Source organism: Halioglobus sp. D3-4 (genome assembly GCF_055809315.1).
On sequence record NZ_CM147907.1, the window covers coordinates 4663313 to 4678413 of the forward strand.

A 15101-nucleotide genomic window follows, 5' to 3' on the forward strand; every position below is an offset into this window, starting at 1 on the left:
CACGCTTGCCAGCGCGGGTTGCTAGAGTTTTTCCAGAAAGGACTGATATTCGAGAAGAGTGATACGCCTGCGGAATTCTTCAACCTCCTGCTGCTTGGTGAGGGTGTAGATTCGCTGCAGCTCCGCGCCCAGGCTGTGATGAATAAAATCTGATTCACTAAACAGCTTTACTGCTTCGGGCATGTACACAGGGAGTTTGTCTTTTTCCTGTGAGTAGCCATCGCCTGTCGTGGGGTCGCCCGGAGACAGGTTTTGTTCGATGCCATCGAGCATGGCAGACAGCAAGACGGCAAAGAGCAGATAAGGGTTAGCATCTGCTCCGGCCACGCGATGCTCCAGACGGCGTGCAGTATGACTACCTGCGGGCACGCGCACCGCAACGGTGCGGTTTTCGTAGCCCCAACTCGGGTAAGTGGGGGCGTGGCAGCCAGCCTGAAAGCGTCGATACCCGTTATAGCTCGGAGACAATATAGCCACAGAATCCGCCATATTGGCGAGGCAGCCGCCAATTGCGTTGAGTAATAGGGGCGACCCTTTCTCCGTGCCGTCATCGAAGACATTGACACCGTTTTCATCAAGCAGGCTGCAGTGAACATGCATGCCGTTCCCAGCCTCAGTTTCAAACGGCTTGGGCATGAAACTGGCTATCAGCTTGTGTTTGGCTGCGACGCCTTTAATGAGGCGTTTCATCATTAGAATCTGCTTTGCGGCCAACACCGGGTTGTCCACGTGCTGCATATTGATTTCGTACTGGGAAGGCGCCGACTCCTTGGCTACACCATCAAACGGGATGTCCTGTGATTCGCAGGCGAGCCGTAAATCCTCCAGCATGGCCTGATGGTGGTTGAGCACGTCCAGCCCATAGGTATTCCCGCCGACCGGTGACCCGCCAACCGGAGAGGGACAGGTGTGCAGAGGAACAGATTCATCCCACTCGACAAGGCTGAACTCGAGTTCAGCGGCCACCACAGGTCGCCAACCGGCTTTTGTATATCGTGTCAGCACCTGCTTCAGCACCTGGCGCGGGTCGCCCGCATAGGGCGTGCCATCGGCATCAAACATAGAGAGCATGACTTGCCCGTGGCTGCCGTCGGCGGCCCAGGGTGTCGGCAGAAGCGAGCCCTCTACCGGGCGACAGATACCGTCGGCATCGCCACTGGCAAAGACCAACTGCTCCACGTCTCGACCCCAGATATCCAGGCTGAGAGCAGTTTTGGGAAGTTTTAGTTCGCCGTCGAAGATCGTGCTGAGTTTATGGCGTGGGACCCATTTGCCCCGCATTACCCCGTTGCAGTCGGGGAGCAGTGCTTCTATGGTCGTTATCTCAGGGTGAGCCCGCAGGAACCAATCGGCTTCAAGCGACATGCATCCACCGTACAGTCATTGGTAAGGCCGCACTATCCATTGTTCGCCAGAGTCTCTCAATACCCTACATGGGGCAGATTAAAAGCGTGGTATACCGACATTGATTGCATGCTCCAGTCCCCCAGTTTGCGTGGCACTAAAACGCATGTAAATGGACGCTATATCATGTACCGCGAGGTGACATGTAGATACTCAGAGGATCTTTTCCCGCAGCCTCTCCCATGCAGGACATCGCATTCAGGAACAGGGAAAAAAGATCCGTCTGGGAGCTTACATCCAACTTGCGGTAAATGCTTTTACGGTGTCTGCGTACTGTTTCCACCGCGATATCCAGACGCTCTGCAGAGATGTGTGTGCCGTAGCCCCGCAGCATCAATTCGAGCACGTCTTTTTCACGGGGTGACAACATCGAGGCGCCGAACGTGCGGAACGCGAGATCAATCTGGTGGTTAATGCCGGGTTGTATCAGGTTGGTCGCGGCAAAATCATTGTGCTCAGTGTGGCTCTTGAGCAGTTCAGAGACGGGTTCCGCCAGTAAATACAGAGACTCATATTCCTGATCGCTAAAGGGTGTGTGATCTGCCAGTCGCATCATACTGAGGTTGATGACGTTGCCGGCCTGCAGTTTCGCTACGTAGACCGCCTCGTCGCAGGTGCCGGTGTCCGCGTAGTAGTTTCGGTAGTAGTCAGAGTCCTGCAGCTTTCCCATGGTGATACGAGAGAGTCGGTAAATTTTGGAGCGCGGTTGGTGCAGGGACGTCTGGTAAAAAGGGTCCTCGCGGTAAGGTCCCTCCAGATACTGATCAATCTGGCTGTTTACCGCGTGTTCGGGTATGCCGTGATACAGTATTCTGGGTGGCAGGTCCCGGTGATACAGCCAAACCTGCGGGTAATCAATCTTTACCTGGCCATCGATGGCCTCGATGAGTGCAGGGAAAAATTTATCAGTACCCAGCGCCGCAATTGCCCGGGATATATCCCTGTTCCATTTGCTCAGTTGATTTACGTTTGTCATGCGAAATTGTGCTATTTATGGGTAGCGTTATTCCTACATAGTGATGAGGCGCCAGAGTCTTGTCAAACCCGGAATCCAAATAATTGACCGAGTGAGCACGAGTGCTTCGCCAACGTCATGCCACACAGTCCGCTGAAGCTACCGGAAAACACTTGATTATGTGCCATTGCACCATAATTACACCTTACATTTCAATGACTTGTGGCGTAAAAGCGGGCGGTTCACTCACGGGCGCGGTATGCGCTATGCTGTAGTGCTGTTCAGGAGGGCGTATTTATCTTGTCGAAAGTGGTTAACAATTCAGATTTGTACAATGAGCCGGTGCCGATGGCGTTTACCAGAGCGTTGCTGGCTCAAGCACGTGCCCACGACCGTGATCTGGATGCAATTCTGCGCGCAGCCCGATTTCCATTCGACCCTTTGCGACAGGATGCCCAGACAGCATTTGTCTCCCGAGAGCAGTACTCTCGCCTGTGTCTTGAGCTGATTCGTGCACTCGGTGATGAGTCGGGAGGGGTGATGCCGGATGTACAGACACCGGTGGGGACCACGCGGTTGATCGCTCTGAGTATGATCAACAGCTCCACGTTGTCTGCCGCATTGCACCGGGCCATCGAATTCAATCAGGTCTGTCGCGTGCGCCATGGTGCACGGATTGTCAATGAACTCATCGTTGATGAAGAGCGCAAAGAGGCGACGCTGACTTACCGCTGCGATGACGATGTGTCGGAAGTGCAGCACAGTGTGTTGTGCAATCTCGCGATGTGGATTCGATTCAGTGGTTGGCTAATTGACCAGCATATCGATGTGACGACTGCCTGCTGCGCCGGTCCCCAGCCCGAGTTCATGGCGGGCATCAGGCACTTTTTTCACTGTCCTGTGGAGTACGGTCACGCAGTGAACTCGGTGACGTTTAGTGCACGGCACCTCGAATCCGAGCTGGTGCGCAATGAGGAGGATCTCGACGAGTTCCTCAAGTTGGCGCCGTATTATGTCGTGATCCAGCCGCAGGCCAGTACACTCAGTATCACCCATCGAATCCGCGGCATTTTGGGCGACGACTTCCGTTGTGAGATGCCCAGTTTCGAGGAGTTGACCACCCTGCTCAATATGTCAGCGCGTACATTGCGGCGTCGCCTTGAGAAAGAGGGCACCTCTTACCAGCGCATCAAGGATAATGCGCGGCGGGATGTGGCGATCTCCATGCTCAGCGGTGACGGGCTCACCGTCAGTGAGGTCGCCGAGCTGGTGGGGTTCTCCGATCCGAGTGCGTTTCACCGCTCCTTCAAGAAATGGACAGGTCAGTCACCGGGCAGTTATCGCTAGTTGCCCGCGATATCGCGCACTCATGATCCAGTATGGCGTTGCTACTGTCGCAATGCATCCATCAAAAACGCCAGGATATCACCCTGCGGGATAAGCTGTGAGTCCTCTCCGCGGCGGCTCTTGTACTCGATGTTCCCATCTGCGAGTGCCCGGTCGCCGATCACGACACGGTGTGGAATGCCTATCAGCTCCATATCGGCGAACTTGACGCCCGGTCGCTCGTTTCGATCATCCAGCAATACCTCTACGCCGGCCGTCTGCAGTTGTTGGTAGAGATCCTCAGCGCACTGCGCCACGGCCTCCGATTTGTGCATGTTCAGCGGCACGATGGCCAACTGAAAAGGCGCCATCGCAGCGGGCCACAGGATGCCGGCGTCATCGTGGTTCTGTTCTATGGCCGCGGCCACGATTCTGCTCACGCCAATGCCATAGCAGCCCATGGTCACGGTGATGTTTTTGCCATTTTCGTTTAGTACTTTGGCATTCATTGCCTCACTGTACTTGGTGCCCAGCTGAAAGATGTGGCCGACCTCAATGCCACGGGTGATCTGCAACTGGCCTTTGCCGTCGGGGCTGGGGTCGCCAGCGACGACATCTCGCAGATCTGCAACCCGGTCGATATTGCAATCGCGTACCCAGTTAACTCCGGTGAAATGTTGGTCGTCCTCGTTGGCCCCGCAGGCGAAATCTGCCAGCTGCGCTGCGCTGCGATCAACGATCATGGGAATGCCCAGGTGAACCGGGCCGAGAGAGCCGAAGCCCGCATTGCAGGCTGCCCTTACCTGTTCTTCTGTAGCCCTTTGCAGGGGGTTGGCAACGCCAGGCAGTTTCTCCGCTTTAATGGCGTTTAACTGGTGGTCGCCGCGCAGCACCAGAGCGACCAGGGCGCCTGCTTCCTCGCCCTCGACGATCAGCGTCTTGACGCAGTTGGCGGCGTCTATACCGAGAAAAGTCGACAATTCCTCAATTGTACCGATGCCGGGTGTTGCCACCTTTTTCAATTCTGCTGTCGGTGCAGGGCGTTCTGCAGCGGGTGCGATCGCCTCGGCCATCTCTACGTTCGCGGCGTAGTCACTGTCGTCGCTGAACGCTATCGCGTCTTCCCCGGAACTCGCCAACACGTGAAACTCGTGCGAAGCACTGCCTCCTATACTGCCTGTATCTGCGATAACAGGGCGGAATTCCAAGCCCAGGCGGGTAAAGATTGTGGAGTAGGCGCTGAACATCTGCTTGTATGTCGCCTCTAGCGACGCCTGGTCGCTGTGAAAAGAGTAGGCATCTTTCATCAGAAACTCACGTGAACGCATAATGCCGAAACGCGGTCGTATCTCATCGCGAACCTTGGTCTGGATTTGGTAAAGATTCAGGGGCAGCTGTTTATAGCTTTTAACCTCGTCGCGCACCAGGCTGGTAATCACTTCCTCGTGGGTTGGTCCGAGGCAAAACTCGCGCCGGTGTCTGTCGTGTATGCGCAATAGCTCCGGGCCGTACTGCTCCCAGCGACCTGATTCTTGCCAGAGTTCGGCTGGTTGTACCACCGGCATGCTGACCTCCTGCGCACCGGATGCCTCCATTTCTTCCCGCACAATCGCCTCCACTTTGCGTAATACGCGCAGCCCCATAGGCAGCCAGGTGTACAGACCCGCTGCCAGCTTTCGAATTAAACCTGCGCGGAGCATCAACTGGTGACTAATAACTTCCGCGTCTGCGGGTGTTTCTTTCTGGGTGGCAATCAGGAATCGGCTGGTACGCATGAATTTATCCAGTGTGTTGAAAGAAAGTAAGGATGGCGCCTAGTTTACGTGCGAATAAGTTTAGCGTACAGCGGTTGGTTATGGCCCTGGGCAGCTGCTCCGGGTGTGCTTAACTGCAGCGCGGTCCAAAGGGTTTCCAAATCTGATTTTCTCTTATCGGCGGCAATTACACTTTTAAAATAGGGTATTTTCGGTGCAAACGTAGAAAACGCTTGTATTACAGCGTTTCCTGATTTATACATTCCCCTGCGGCTCGCAACGAGGTATTTTCGCAGGATTGGAGAACACCTCATCGGGGCTTGCAGAGGGTCTCACTTCAAATTTTTAGGGAAGGTTGAAAACAACATGGCAATTAAAAAAGCAGCTAAAAAAGCTCCAAAAAAGGCGGTAGCAAAAAAAGCGGCAGCTAAAAAAGCTCCGGCAAAGAAGGTCACTGCGCTCCAGTCTAAAATGACCAAGAGCCAAATTGTGGCAAGCTTGGCTGAGAGCACAGGCCTGACTAAAAAGCAGGTCGGTTCGGTGCTGGAAGAGTACGATACACTGGTTCACCGCAGCATCAAGAAGCGTTCTGTCGGCGAGTTCACCATGCCTGGCATGCTGAAAATCACCACAGTCAGCAAGCCGGCGCGCAAGGCACGCAAGGGAATCAATCCGTTTACTGGAGAAGAGACCATGTTCAAGGCGAAGCCTGCGAGCATTGCAGTGAAAGTCCGTCCGCTCAAGAAGCTGAAGGAATTCGCTGCCTCCTAAGCAGCGCCTGGGGTCAGCTTACACGTGTGAGCTGGCCCGCATTCTTTCAACCCCGCAGCGCCTGCCGGCGCCGGGATTTTCTGCCCCTCAATTCTGCTCCCTATGCGCTTGGCCTGCACGCTCGCATGGGTTAAAATCCGCGCCTCAATTTTTTACGTTAGCTTGTGAATTCATTGCAGGTGGGAACATTTCATGCCGATTTATGAGTACCAATGTCAGGCTTGTCATGAGCAATTGGAAGTCTTGCAGAAGATGTCCGACGCCCCGCTCCTGGAGTGCCCAAAGTGTGGTAAGCCTGAACTGAAGAAAAAAGTATCTGCCGCCGCATTCCGCCTGAAGGGTAGTGGCTGGTACGAGACGGACTTCAAAACAGGCAATAAAAAGAACCTCGCCGTTGGCGGTGAGGGTTCAGGTGGCGGTGACAAGCCGGCCGCCACCAGTTCGGGCGAGAGTAAGTCTAGCGACAGCAAGCCCAAGTCAAACGACAAAAAATCAGGCGACAGCAAGAAGACAGCCTAATCCCGGGCCCCATGCAGGCCCGGCCTGCCAATTCAAACGGAATCCAGACTATGCGCAGTCATTATTGTGGCGCCCTGAGTACAGCTAATATCGACGATACAGTCACCCTCTGTGGCTGGGTGGATCGCCGACGGGACCACGGCGGCGTGATTTTCCTCGATCTGCGTGACCGCCAGGGAATTGTGCAGGTCGTGTTCGACCCCGATACCAATGAGCATTTTGAACGTGCGGACAGCGTGCGCAGCGAATACGTGCTCAAAGTGACCGGCCGTGTGAGAGCTCGCTCTGAGGCCACTGTGAACCCGGCGATGTCCACGGGGCAAATAGAAGTGCTGGGTAAAGAGCTTGAGATTCTTAATGCCGCAGCGACTCCGCCTTTCCAGTTGGATGAGTACACCAATGTGGGCGAAGACGTACGCCTGCAGTTCCGCTATATGGATCTGCGTCGCCGTGAGATGCAGGATCGACTGATCCTGCGCTCAAAAATCACCAGCGCGGTGCGCAACTTCCTCGACAGTGAGGGCTTTCTGGACATCGAAACACCGATTCTCACCCGGGCCACGCCGGAGGGCGCGCGTGATTACCTGGTGCCGAGCCGGACGCATCCGGGCCAGTTTTTTGCGCTGCCGCAGTCGCCGCAGCTGTTCAAGCAGTTGTTGATGGTGTCCGGGTTTGATCGTTACTACCAGATCGCCAAGTGCTTCCGCGATGAGGATCTGCGCGCTGACCGCCAGCCGGAATTCACCCAGATCGATATCGAGACGGCATTTCTCGATGAAAGCGAAATTATGGCGACCACGGAGCGCATGATTCGCGAACTGTTCAAGGCAGTGCTGGATGTGGAGCTGCCAGCCTTCCCCCATATGACCTACGCCGAGGCGATGGAGCGTTACGGTTCGGACAAGCCCGATCTGCGTATCCCGCTGGAACTGGTCAGCGTCGATGACCTGATGCAGCAGGTGGAATTCAAGGTCTTTCGCGGGCCGGCGGATGATCCGGCCGGCAGGGTGGCTGCCCTGAAAGTTACCGGTGGAGCTTCTATCAGCCGCAAGGAAATTGACGACTACACCAAATATGTGTCGATCTTCGGCGCGCGCGGACTGGCCTGGATCAAGGTCAATGATATCGCGGCAGGCGTGGAGGGATTACAGTCCCCGATCCTGAAGTTTATGCCCGATGAGGTTGTCGCCCAGATGATGGAGCGTTTGGGCGCCGCTGATGGCGATATCATTTTCTTCGGCGCGGATCGCGCCCGCGTGGTGAACGAGGCACTTGGCGCACTGCGTATCAAAGTCGCAGAGGATCAGGGGCTGGTCGCAGAAGGCTGGGCACCGCTGTGGGTGGTGGACTTCCCAATGTTTGAAGAGGACGCCGCCGGCGGCTGGACGCCGCTGCACCACCCATTCACAGCACCCTCCTGCGATGCGCAAACACTGGCTGCCGACCCGGGTGCCGCGCTGTCTCGCGCCTACGATATGGTGCTCAATGGCACTGAGCTGGGCGGTGGCAGTATCCGTATCCATCAGCGCGATATGCAGGAAGCGGTTTTCGGCATTCTGAATATCGATGCGGAGGAAGCAGAAGAGAAGTTTGGTTTCCTGCTTAACGCTCTGCAGTACGGTGCGCCGCCGCATGGTGGACTCGCTTTTGGCCTGGATCGGCTGGTGATGTTGATGACCGGGGCCTCCTCTATTCGCGATGTGATTGCATTTCCGAAGACGCAGACGGCGGCTTGTGTGATGACGAATGCGCCTGGGGATGTCGGAGCTGAGCAGCTGAAAGAGCTGAATATTCGGCTGCGGCAGACGCGGGAAGACGTCGAGAAAGGCGAGTAGCATTTGGGCGTGTTGCCTTTGGTGCCCTGCTTTTTGATGTTCTTTGAAGCCCTGTAACGGCAACCTATCTCACGGCTGCGCCGGCCTTGCGAGGTGGCAGGCTGTGTGAACGGCCGCGAGCTTGTCACCGCTTACGGGCTGCTGCGCAACTCGACAAAAATTGCTTCGCAATTTTATGGACTCGGACAGTGCTCGCAGAAAGACTCCCGTAAGCGGTGACAAGCTCAAGCAGCGGCCTGATGTTCACACAGCCTGCCGCCTCGCAAGGCCTCCTGTTCACCGGAGATGAGAGGCTTGTTTTTTGTTGCTGAGGAGTTAGTAGAAGTCTTCGATGGAATGCAAAACCGGGGGGGCGGACATTGGCCCTAAATAGTGGCAGGCTCTGATCGCGCAATACTCCCGCCAATCACGCACCGTAGCATCCACAAGCACCATCCAGATTCGCTTCGATCTGGGTATATCTCTTTTCAGCGCCGGTTTTTGATCGGCACTGGAAAAATGCTGCCTCGTACCTACAGACCAACACTGTAAATTTGTACATAATAGACGCCTGACGCAGAGGGCGGGGTTCGGTATGTCGCTAATCCTGGGAATTGATCCTGGATCGCAGAAAACAGGCTTTGGCATCATCAGCTATGTGGGCGGGCGCAGCGAGTACGTCACCAGTGGTGTGATACGGCTACCCAGTGGTGCGCTGCCGGAGCGATTGCGGGTTATTTTCGATAGCGTGACGGAGCTGATCGAGCTGCACTGCCCCCAGGAATTGGCTGTTGAACAGGTTTTTATGGCCAAAAGTGCTGGCTCTGCACTGAAATTGGGGCAGGCGCGCGGTGCCGCGATTGTGGCCTGTGCTGTGCAGGGCATGCCGGTATCAGAATACTCTGCGCGCCAGATCAAGCAGTCGGTGGTGGGAACGGGGGCGGCGGATAAGCTGCAGGTACAACATATGGTGAAGGTGTTGCTGAAGCTGCCCGGGACGCCGCAGGAGGATGCCGCAGACGCGCTGGCTGCGGCCTTGTGTCACGCTCACACGCAACACAGTATGATCAATATAGCTGGTGCCACTGCGGTGCGCCGGCGTCGAATTCGCTGACAGGGCGGCCCCATATGATAGGCAGAATCCGCGGTATTCTCGTACATAAGCAGGCTCCCCTCATTCTGGTTGAGGTGGGTGGTGTCGGTTATGAGTTGCAGGTTCCGATGACGACGTTGTTTCAGCTTCCCGCGTTGGGGGAGGAAGTGTCTCTGGTGACGCACTTCGTGGTGCGTGAGGATGCGCAACTATTGTACGGCTTTGCCGAGGAGGCGGATCGCAGTCTGTTTCGCCAGCTGATCAAGGTGAGTGGGGTGGGCCCCAAACTGGCGCTCACGATTCTGTCGGGGATGGACTCGCGGAGTTTCGCGCGCTGTGTACAGCGCGATGATATCTCTTCACTGGTGGCACTGCCCGGGGTCGGTAAGAAGACGGCAGAACGCTTGTTGGTGGAGATGCGAGACAAGCTCAAAGACGCACTGCTGCAGGTGGATGCCGACGATGGTGAGGCGAGTTCTGGCGAAGGTCTGGCGCCGCCGGCGGATATCGTTCTGGATGCCGAGGGCGCACTGGTCACACTGGGTTATAAGCCGCAGGAAGCCAGCCGGATGGTCGCAGCTGTCAACGATGACAGCGTCGTGGCAAGCGAAGAGCTTATTCGCCGCGCGCTGAAAGCCACAGTGAGAGGATGAGGGGCCGCGCATGATAGAAACCGATCGCCTGATCGCGCCGGAGGCGGAGAGCCCGCGCGAGGACGTCGTGGACAGAGCCATTCGTCCCAAGGCGCTGGACGAGTATGTCGGGCAGCAGGCAGTGAAAGAGCAGATGACGATCTTCCTGCAGGCTGCCAGAGCGCGCAACGAACCGCTGGATCACACCCTGATTTTTGGCCCTCCCGGTCTGGGTAAAACCACGCTGGCCAGTATTATCGCCCATGAGATGGGAGTGTCGCTGAAAACCACATCGGGCCCGGTGCTGGAAAAAGCCGGGGATATTGCCGCACTGATGACGAACCTGGAGCCCGGCGATGTGCTGTTTATCGATGAAATTCATCGCCTCAGCCCCGTGGTTGAAGAAATACTCTACCCGGCCATGGAGGACTATCAGCTCGATATCATGATCGGCGAGGGGCCGGGTGCGCGCTCTATCAAGCTCGATCTGCCACCGTTCACGCTGATCGGTGCAACCACGCGCGCCGGGTTATTGACGTCACCGCTGCGCGATCGATTTGGCATTGTGCAACGCCTGGAGTTCTACGAGGTCGCAGACCTCGCCCATATCGTGGAGCGCTCCGCGCATATTCTTGGTATTGGTATGGACGCCAAGGGGGCTGCGGAAATTGCCCGGCGTGCGCGCGGTACGCCGCGCATTGCCAACCGGCTGCTGCGCCGTGTTCGTGACTATGCGGAGGTCAAGTCAAACGGGCATATCACTGATGCCATCGCCGACCGCGCGCTGGACATGCTCAGCGTCGATCAAAAAGGCTTCGATCATCTCGATCGCAGGTTGCTGCTGGCCCTGATTGAAAAGTTCGACGGTGGGCCCGTGGGGGTGGAGAGCCTCGCAGCCGCAATTTCCGAGGAGCGCGGCACCATAGAGGATGTGCTTGAGCCCTACCTTATCCAACAGGGCTATATGCTGCGTACGCCGAGAGGGCGCATGGCGACGCGCGGCGCTTACCTGCATTTCGGCCTTCCGGCTCCGTCCAATGAAAGCGCCGGCGCCAACCTTTCACTTGATCTGGGAGAGGACGGAGAAACTCCTTGAGCGCCGCGGAATTTTCACACAAGTTGCGTGTCTACATTGAGGACACGGATGCCGGTGGGATTGTATATTACGTCAACTACCTCAAGTTCATGGAGCGTGCGCGCACAGAGTTCATGCGCTCCCTGGGTTTCGGTAAAGACTATATATTCAGTGCCAACCTGATGTTTGTGGTGCGGGATGTGGCGGTTACCTATATGCTCCCCGCGCGCCTCGACGATGAGCTGGACGTCACCGCAGGTATCGCGCGGGTACGCGGTGCCGGTATGGTATTTCGGCAGTGTGTCAGGCGCGGTGGTGAACTGCTGGCGCGGGGAGAGGTCACAGTTGCCTGTGTTGACAGGAAACAGGTAAAACCGCGCCGTCTGCCGCCGGAAATGGTTGAGCGGTTGCAAATAGCACAACAAAGAGAAGCATAGGTCTTAGAGGGACGGGCATTGGAAGAACAATTGAGTTTGCTGGACCTGGTATGGAATGCCACATTCACCGTGCAGTTTGTGATGGCCACTTTGCTGCTGGCCTCCATGGTGTCGTGGTACATGATTGTCAATCGATACCTGTATTTTCGCGATGCCAACGATGAGATGTATCGCTTTGAGGAGCGTTTCTGGTCGGGAATTGACTTGTCGCAGCTTTACCGCGAGGGTAATGAGCGCTCTGCTGATGGTTACGCCATTCTCGGGATGGAAAGTATCTTTCGGGCTGGCTTCAAGGAGTTTTCGCGTCTGGCGCAGCAGCCGGAAATGGATTCCGAGGCTATGGTGGAGGGCGCCCGACGGTCTATGCGGGTCGCGGTGATGCGCGAAGAGGAGCGGCTTGAGCGCCATCTCGCATTTCTGGCCTCGGTTGGTTCCACCAGCCCCTATATCGGTCTGTTTGGTACGGTGTGGGGGATCATGCACTCTTTCCGTGGCCTGGCGAATTCCACACAGGCCACGCTCGCTACCGTTGCACCGGGTATCTCCGAGGCATTGATCGCTACCGCGATGGGGCTGTTTGCGGCCATCCCCGCAGTGCTGGCCTATAACCGTTTCTCCGCAAAGGTTGAGGTACTGAACAACCGCTACGACACATTTGTAGATGAGTTCTCCGGGATTCTCTACCGGCAGGCCTTCTCCGTGCGTACCCGTGAGAAGAAGGCGGGTTAAGGCGCCGTGTCGAGAAATCGCAACAAGCGTAAACCGATGTCGGACATCAATGTGGTGCCCTATATCGATGTGATGTTGGTACTGTTGATCATATTTATGGTCACCGCACCGATGTTGATGCAGGGCGTCCAGGTGAACCTGCCGGAGGCGAGCGCCGATCCAGTGGAAAATCAGGACAGCGAGCCCCTCATTGTATCGGTGGATGCAGCCGGGCAGCTATACCTCAACCTCGGTCAGGAGGACCAGGTGTTGTCGCTGGCGACCATCAAGGAGCGGGTCTCCAAGGTGATACGCCGCAAGCAGGACACGCCGGTGCTAATTTGGGGCGATCGCGGTGTGCCCTACGGTGATGTAGTCACAGTGATGGTTGCATTGCAGGAGGCGGGCGCCCCCAGTGTTGGACTGGTGACCGAAAACCCCAAGTGAATACATCAATATACGCCAAGCCGGTGATGCCGCGTATCGTGGTGCGCCCGGCACTTGCCACACTGATTATTCACGGCCTGCTGATCTTTCTGTTAACCGCCAATTGGGCCAGCATGGATCGCGAGCGTATCAAGGTGAAGCCGTTGCCCAACCTGGTGAATGCTCGGCTGGTGGATGCCAGCGACCTGAAACCGAAGCCCAAGCCGGAGCCTGTGAAGCCAAAATCGGAGCCCGTGAAACCCAAGGCGGAGCCAGTAAAACCGAAACCAGAGCCGAAACCGGAACCCAAACCTGAGCCGAAGCCCGAGCCCAAACCAGTACCAAAACCCGAGCCAGTGAAACCAAAGACGGAGCCGAAACCTGTGCCGAAACCGGAACCGGCCAAACCCAAACCGGAGCCGGCAAAACCGACGCCACAGCAACAAAGTGCCCGTGAGGCGCTTGCCCGAATTGCCCAGCAGGAGTTGGCCTCGGTCTCTAACGAACCGGCAGCGACGGAGCTGACAGCGACAGTGGATGAATTGTCGGCCAGCTTCAGCGCGTTGATTAAACGTACGGTAATCAGCTACTGGAACCCGCCTCCCAGCGCACGCAACGGGATGGAGTGTGAGCTGGAGGTGCAGTTAGTGCCCACTGGAGAGGTGGTTGGTGTTGGGGTTATCCGTAGCAGTGGCAACCCGGCGTTTGACAGCTCGGCAGAAAATGCTGTGCGCAAGGCGGGAGCGTTTCCCGAGTTGCAGAAACTTCCAAGCGGGGAGTTTGAAAGGAAGTTCAGGCGTCTATATTTGATATTCAGACCAGAGGATTTGCGTTACTGATGAAAAAACTACTTGTTGTACTCACCGCTGTAGCGCTGGCTGTGATTGCCAGAGGCGCATTCGCCCAGATCACGATTGAAATCACCGAGAGCAATCGCGACGCCACTCCTATTGCCGTGGCGCCGTTCGCGCGCGAGGGAACGGGTTTTCCGGCCGAGGATATCGCTGACATCGTCAGTAATGATCTCGCCCGCAGCGGTCAGTTCCTGCCTGTCCCGCGAACGGATATGTTGAGTCGCCCCAGCAAGGAGTCGGAGGTCTTTTACCGCGATTGGCGCTCCATCAATACGAAATATCTGCTGATTGGGCGGGAGTCGATGAACGGGCCGCAGTTTCGTGTCGATTACGAACTGTTCAATGTGGATACCCAGAAGAAAGTGTTTTCTGGCTACGAGGCGGGCCCCGTCAGCGATGCGCGCATGATGGCCCATCGGCTGGCCGATGAAATCTATGAGCATCTCACCGGCGTGCCCGGTGCCTTTGCCACCAAACTGCTGTATATCTCTGTGGCGCGCGTCCCCGGCGGCAATGATTATTCCCGCCTGACCATGTCGGATTCCGATGGTGCACGCCCCGTTGTGGTGCTGGAAACGAAAGAGCCGCTGCTGGCGCCCACGTGGTCGCCGGACGCCAAGCATATTGCCTATGTCAGTTTCGAGACCGGCCGCCCGGCCATTTACCGACAGGAACTGGCCACCGGACGGCGCGAGCAGCTGACCAATTTCAAAGGGTTGAACGGCGCGCCATCCTGGTCGCCCGACGGCAAGTCCATGGCGATGACGCTGTCCAAAGACGGCAATCCGGATATCTACGTGATGGATCTGGCAACCAAGCAGCTCACGCAGATTACGCGTCACTACGCCATCGATACCGAGCCCGCCTGGATGCCGGACGGCCAGTCATTGCTGTTCACCTCTGATCGCGGCGGCAAACCGCAAATTTACCGCTATGATATGAGGACGGGAAAGACGGATCGTGTCACCCATGAGGGCAGCTATAACGCGCGTGCACGGGTATCGCAGGATGGTCGCAGTGTGGTGCTCGTGCATCAGCAGGATGGCCGCTTCCAGATTGCTGTGCTGGACCTGGTGACTAACCGCTTGATCCCCTTGACATCGACGCAGCTGGATGAAAGTCCCAGTATCGCGCCCAATGGCTCTATGGTATTGTACGCCACCAAAGACGCAGGGCGCGGTATCCTCGCTGCAGTAGCTGTGGATGGAGACGCAAAGTTCAGATTGCCGGCCCGCGATGGCGATGTGCGAGAACCCGCGTGGTCCCCTTACATCAGCCGCTGACACAGGGTTTTGTCGGGTTGCTGGTAGTTATTGGTAGTGAATGATTAGTG

The 15101-nt window shown here is 56.6% G+C and carries 15 protein-coding genes; 12 read left to right on the forward strand and 3 right to left on the reverse strand.

All coding sequences use genetic code 11. The annotated features are described in order from the left end of the window. Positions 1-21: 21 nt before the first annotated feature. On the reverse strand, positions 22-1365 hold the full coding sequence (locus AC0L6S_RS20630) for a glutamine synthetase family protein (protein ID WP_473425989.1): 1344 nt from the start codon (positions 1363-1365) through the stop codon (positions 22-24). Between the two features lie 163 nt (positions 1366-1528). Next, complete coding sequence (locus AC0L6S_RS20635; RefSeq protein ID WP_473425990.1) at positions 1529-2380, reverse strand: helix-turn-helix transcriptional regulator; 852 nt, start codon at positions 2378-2380, stop codon at positions 1529-1531. Positions 2381-2668: 288 nt separating this feature from the next. Between AC0L6S_RS20635 and AC0L6S_RS20640 the strand changes: the two genes are divergently transcribed. Further along, complete coding sequence (locus AC0L6S_RS20640; RefSeq protein WP_473428659.1) at positions 2669-3706, forward strand: AraC family transcriptional regulator; 1038 nt, start codon at positions 2669-2671, stop codon at positions 3704-3706. Between the two features lie 41 nt (positions 3707-3747). Here AC0L6S_RS20640 and AC0L6S_RS20645 read toward each other — a convergent pair whose 3' ends face one another. Beyond that, positions 3748-5460: a proline--tRNA ligase gene (locus AC0L6S_RS20645; protein ID WP_473425991.1), complete on the reverse strand. Its 1713-nt coding sequence runs from the start codon at positions 5458-5460 to the stop codon at positions 3748-3750. Positions 5461-5805: 345 nt separating this feature from the next. On the opposite strand from AC0L6S_RS20645, the gene AC0L6S_RS20650 reads away from it, so the two are divergent. The 11 genes from AC0L6S_RS20650 to tolB all read left to right on the forward strand — a co-directional run bounded on the left by AC0L6S_RS20650 (position 5806) and on the right by tolB (position 15051). Beyond that, entirely contained in the window at positions 5806-6210 is a 405-nt protein-coding gene (locus tag AC0L6S_RS20650) for an HU family DNA-binding protein (protein ID WP_473425992.1), read from the forward strand. Between the two features lie 192 nt (positions 6211-6402). Further along, positions 6403-6729 (forward strand): FmdB family zinc ribbon protein, encoded by a 327-nt coding sequence (locus AC0L6S_RS20655; protein WP_473425993.1) that lies wholly within the window; start codon positions 6403-6405, stop codon positions 6727-6729. A 50-nt stretch (positions 6730-6779) separates the two neighbouring features. Further along, on the forward strand, positions 6780-8564 hold the full coding sequence (gene aspS, locus AC0L6S_RS20660; protein ID WP_473425994.1) for an aspartate--tRNA ligase: 1785 nt from the start codon (positions 6780-6782) through the stop codon (positions 8562-8564). A 574-nt stretch (positions 8565-9138) separates the two neighbouring features. After that, entirely contained in the window at positions 9139-9657 is a 519-nt protein-coding gene (gene ruvC, locus AC0L6S_RS20665; RefSeq protein WP_473425995.1) for a crossover junction endodeoxyribonuclease RuvC, read from the forward strand. A gap of 14 nt (positions 9658-9671) precedes the next feature. Further along, positions 9672-10289 carry a Holliday junction branch migration protein RuvA gene (ruvA, locus tag AC0L6S_RS20670; protein WP_473425996.1) on the forward strand — a complete coding sequence of 206 codons (618 nt, stop codon included), beginning with the start codon at positions 9672-9674 and terminating at the stop codon, positions 10287-10289. A 10-nt stretch (positions 10290-10299) separates the two neighbouring features. Beyond that, complete coding sequence (ruvB, locus tag AC0L6S_RS20675; protein ID WP_473425997.1) at positions 10300-11364, forward strand: Holliday junction branch migration DNA helicase RuvB; 1065 nt, start codon at positions 10300-10302, stop codon at positions 11362-11364. Further along, positions 11361-11780, forward strand: a complete 420-nt coding sequence (ybgC, locus tag AC0L6S_RS20680; protein WP_473425998.1) for a tol-pal system-associated acyl-CoA thioesterase — start codon at positions 11361-11363, stop codon at positions 11778-11780. The genes ruvB and ybgC overlap by 4 nt, the downstream gene beginning before the upstream one ends. Before the next feature lie 18 nt (positions 11781-11798). After that, the gene (gene tolQ, locus AC0L6S_RS20685; RefSeq protein WP_473426000.1) at positions 11799-12509 is read left to right on the forward strand and encodes a protein TolQ; all 711 of its coding nucleotides are present in this window, start codon (positions 11799-11801) and stop codon (positions 12507-12509) included. Positions 12510-12545: 36 nt separating this feature from the next. Beyond that, positions 12546-12935, forward strand: a complete 390-nt coding sequence (tolR, locus tag AC0L6S_RS20690) for a protein TolR (RefSeq protein ID WP_473428661.1) — start codon at positions 12546-12548, stop codon at positions 12933-12935. Continuing rightward, positions 12932-13753: an energy transducer TonB gene (locus tag AC0L6S_RS20695; RefSeq protein ID WP_473426001.1), complete on the forward strand. Its 822-nt coding sequence runs from the start codon at positions 12932-12934 to the stop codon at positions 13751-13753. The genes tolR and AC0L6S_RS20695 overlap by 4 nt, the downstream gene beginning before the upstream one ends. After that, positions 13753-15051: a Tol-Pal system beta propeller repeat protein TolB gene (gene tolB / locus AC0L6S_RS20700; RefSeq protein ID WP_473426002.1), complete on the forward strand. Its 1299-nt coding sequence runs from the start codon at positions 13753-13755 to the stop codon at positions 15049-15051. Before AC0L6S_RS20695 ends, tolB begins: the two co-directional genes overlap by 1 nt. The last annotated feature ends 50 nt before the right edge of the window (positions 15052-15101 follow it).

Excerpts from the sequence above, each read along its gene's own strand:
- tolR (WP_473428661.1), top strand. The coding sequence starts at position 12,546 with ATGTCGGACATCAATGTGGTGCCCTATATCGATGTGATGTTGGTACTG.
- AC0L6S_RS20630 (WP_473425989.1), bottom strand. The coding sequence starts at position 1,365 with ATGTCGCTTGAAGCCGATTGGTTCCTGCGGGCTCACCCTGAGATAACG.
- AC0L6S_RS20635 (WP_473425990.1), bottom strand. The coding sequence starts at position 2,380 with ATGACAAACGTAAATCAACTGAGCAAATGGAACAGGGATATATCCCGG.
- AC0L6S_RS20650 (WP_473425992.1), top strand. The coding sequence starts at position 5,806 with ATGGCAATTAAAAAAGCAGCTAAAAAAGCTCCAAAAAAGGCGGTAGCA.
- ruvC (WP_473425995.1), top strand. The coding sequence starts at position 9,139 with ATGTCGCTAATCCTGGGAATTGATCCTGGATCGCAGAAAACAGGCTTT.
- tolB (WP_473426002.1), top strand. The coding sequence starts at position 13,753 with ATGAAAAAACTACTTGTTGTACTCACCGCTGTAGCGCTGGCTGTGATT.
- aspS (WP_473425994.1), top strand. The coding sequence starts at position 6,780 with ATGCGCAGTCATTATTGTGGCGCCCTGAGTACAGCTAATATCGACGAT.
- AC0L6S_RS20645 (WP_473425991.1), bottom strand. The coding sequence starts at position 5,460 with ATGCGTACCAGCCGATTCCTGATTGCCACCCAGAAAGAAACACCCGCA.
- AC0L6S_RS20655 (WP_473425993.1), top strand. The coding sequence starts at position 6,403 with ATGCCGATTTATGAGTACCAATGTCAGGCTTGTCATGAGCAATTGGAA.
- ruvB (WP_473425997.1), top strand. The coding sequence starts at position 10,300 with ATGATAGAAACCGATCGCCTGATCGCGCCGGAGGCGGAGAGCCCGCGC.
- ruvA (WP_473425996.1), top strand. The coding sequence starts at position 9,672 with ATGATAGGCAGAATCCGCGGTATTCTCGTACATAAGCAGGCTCCCCTC.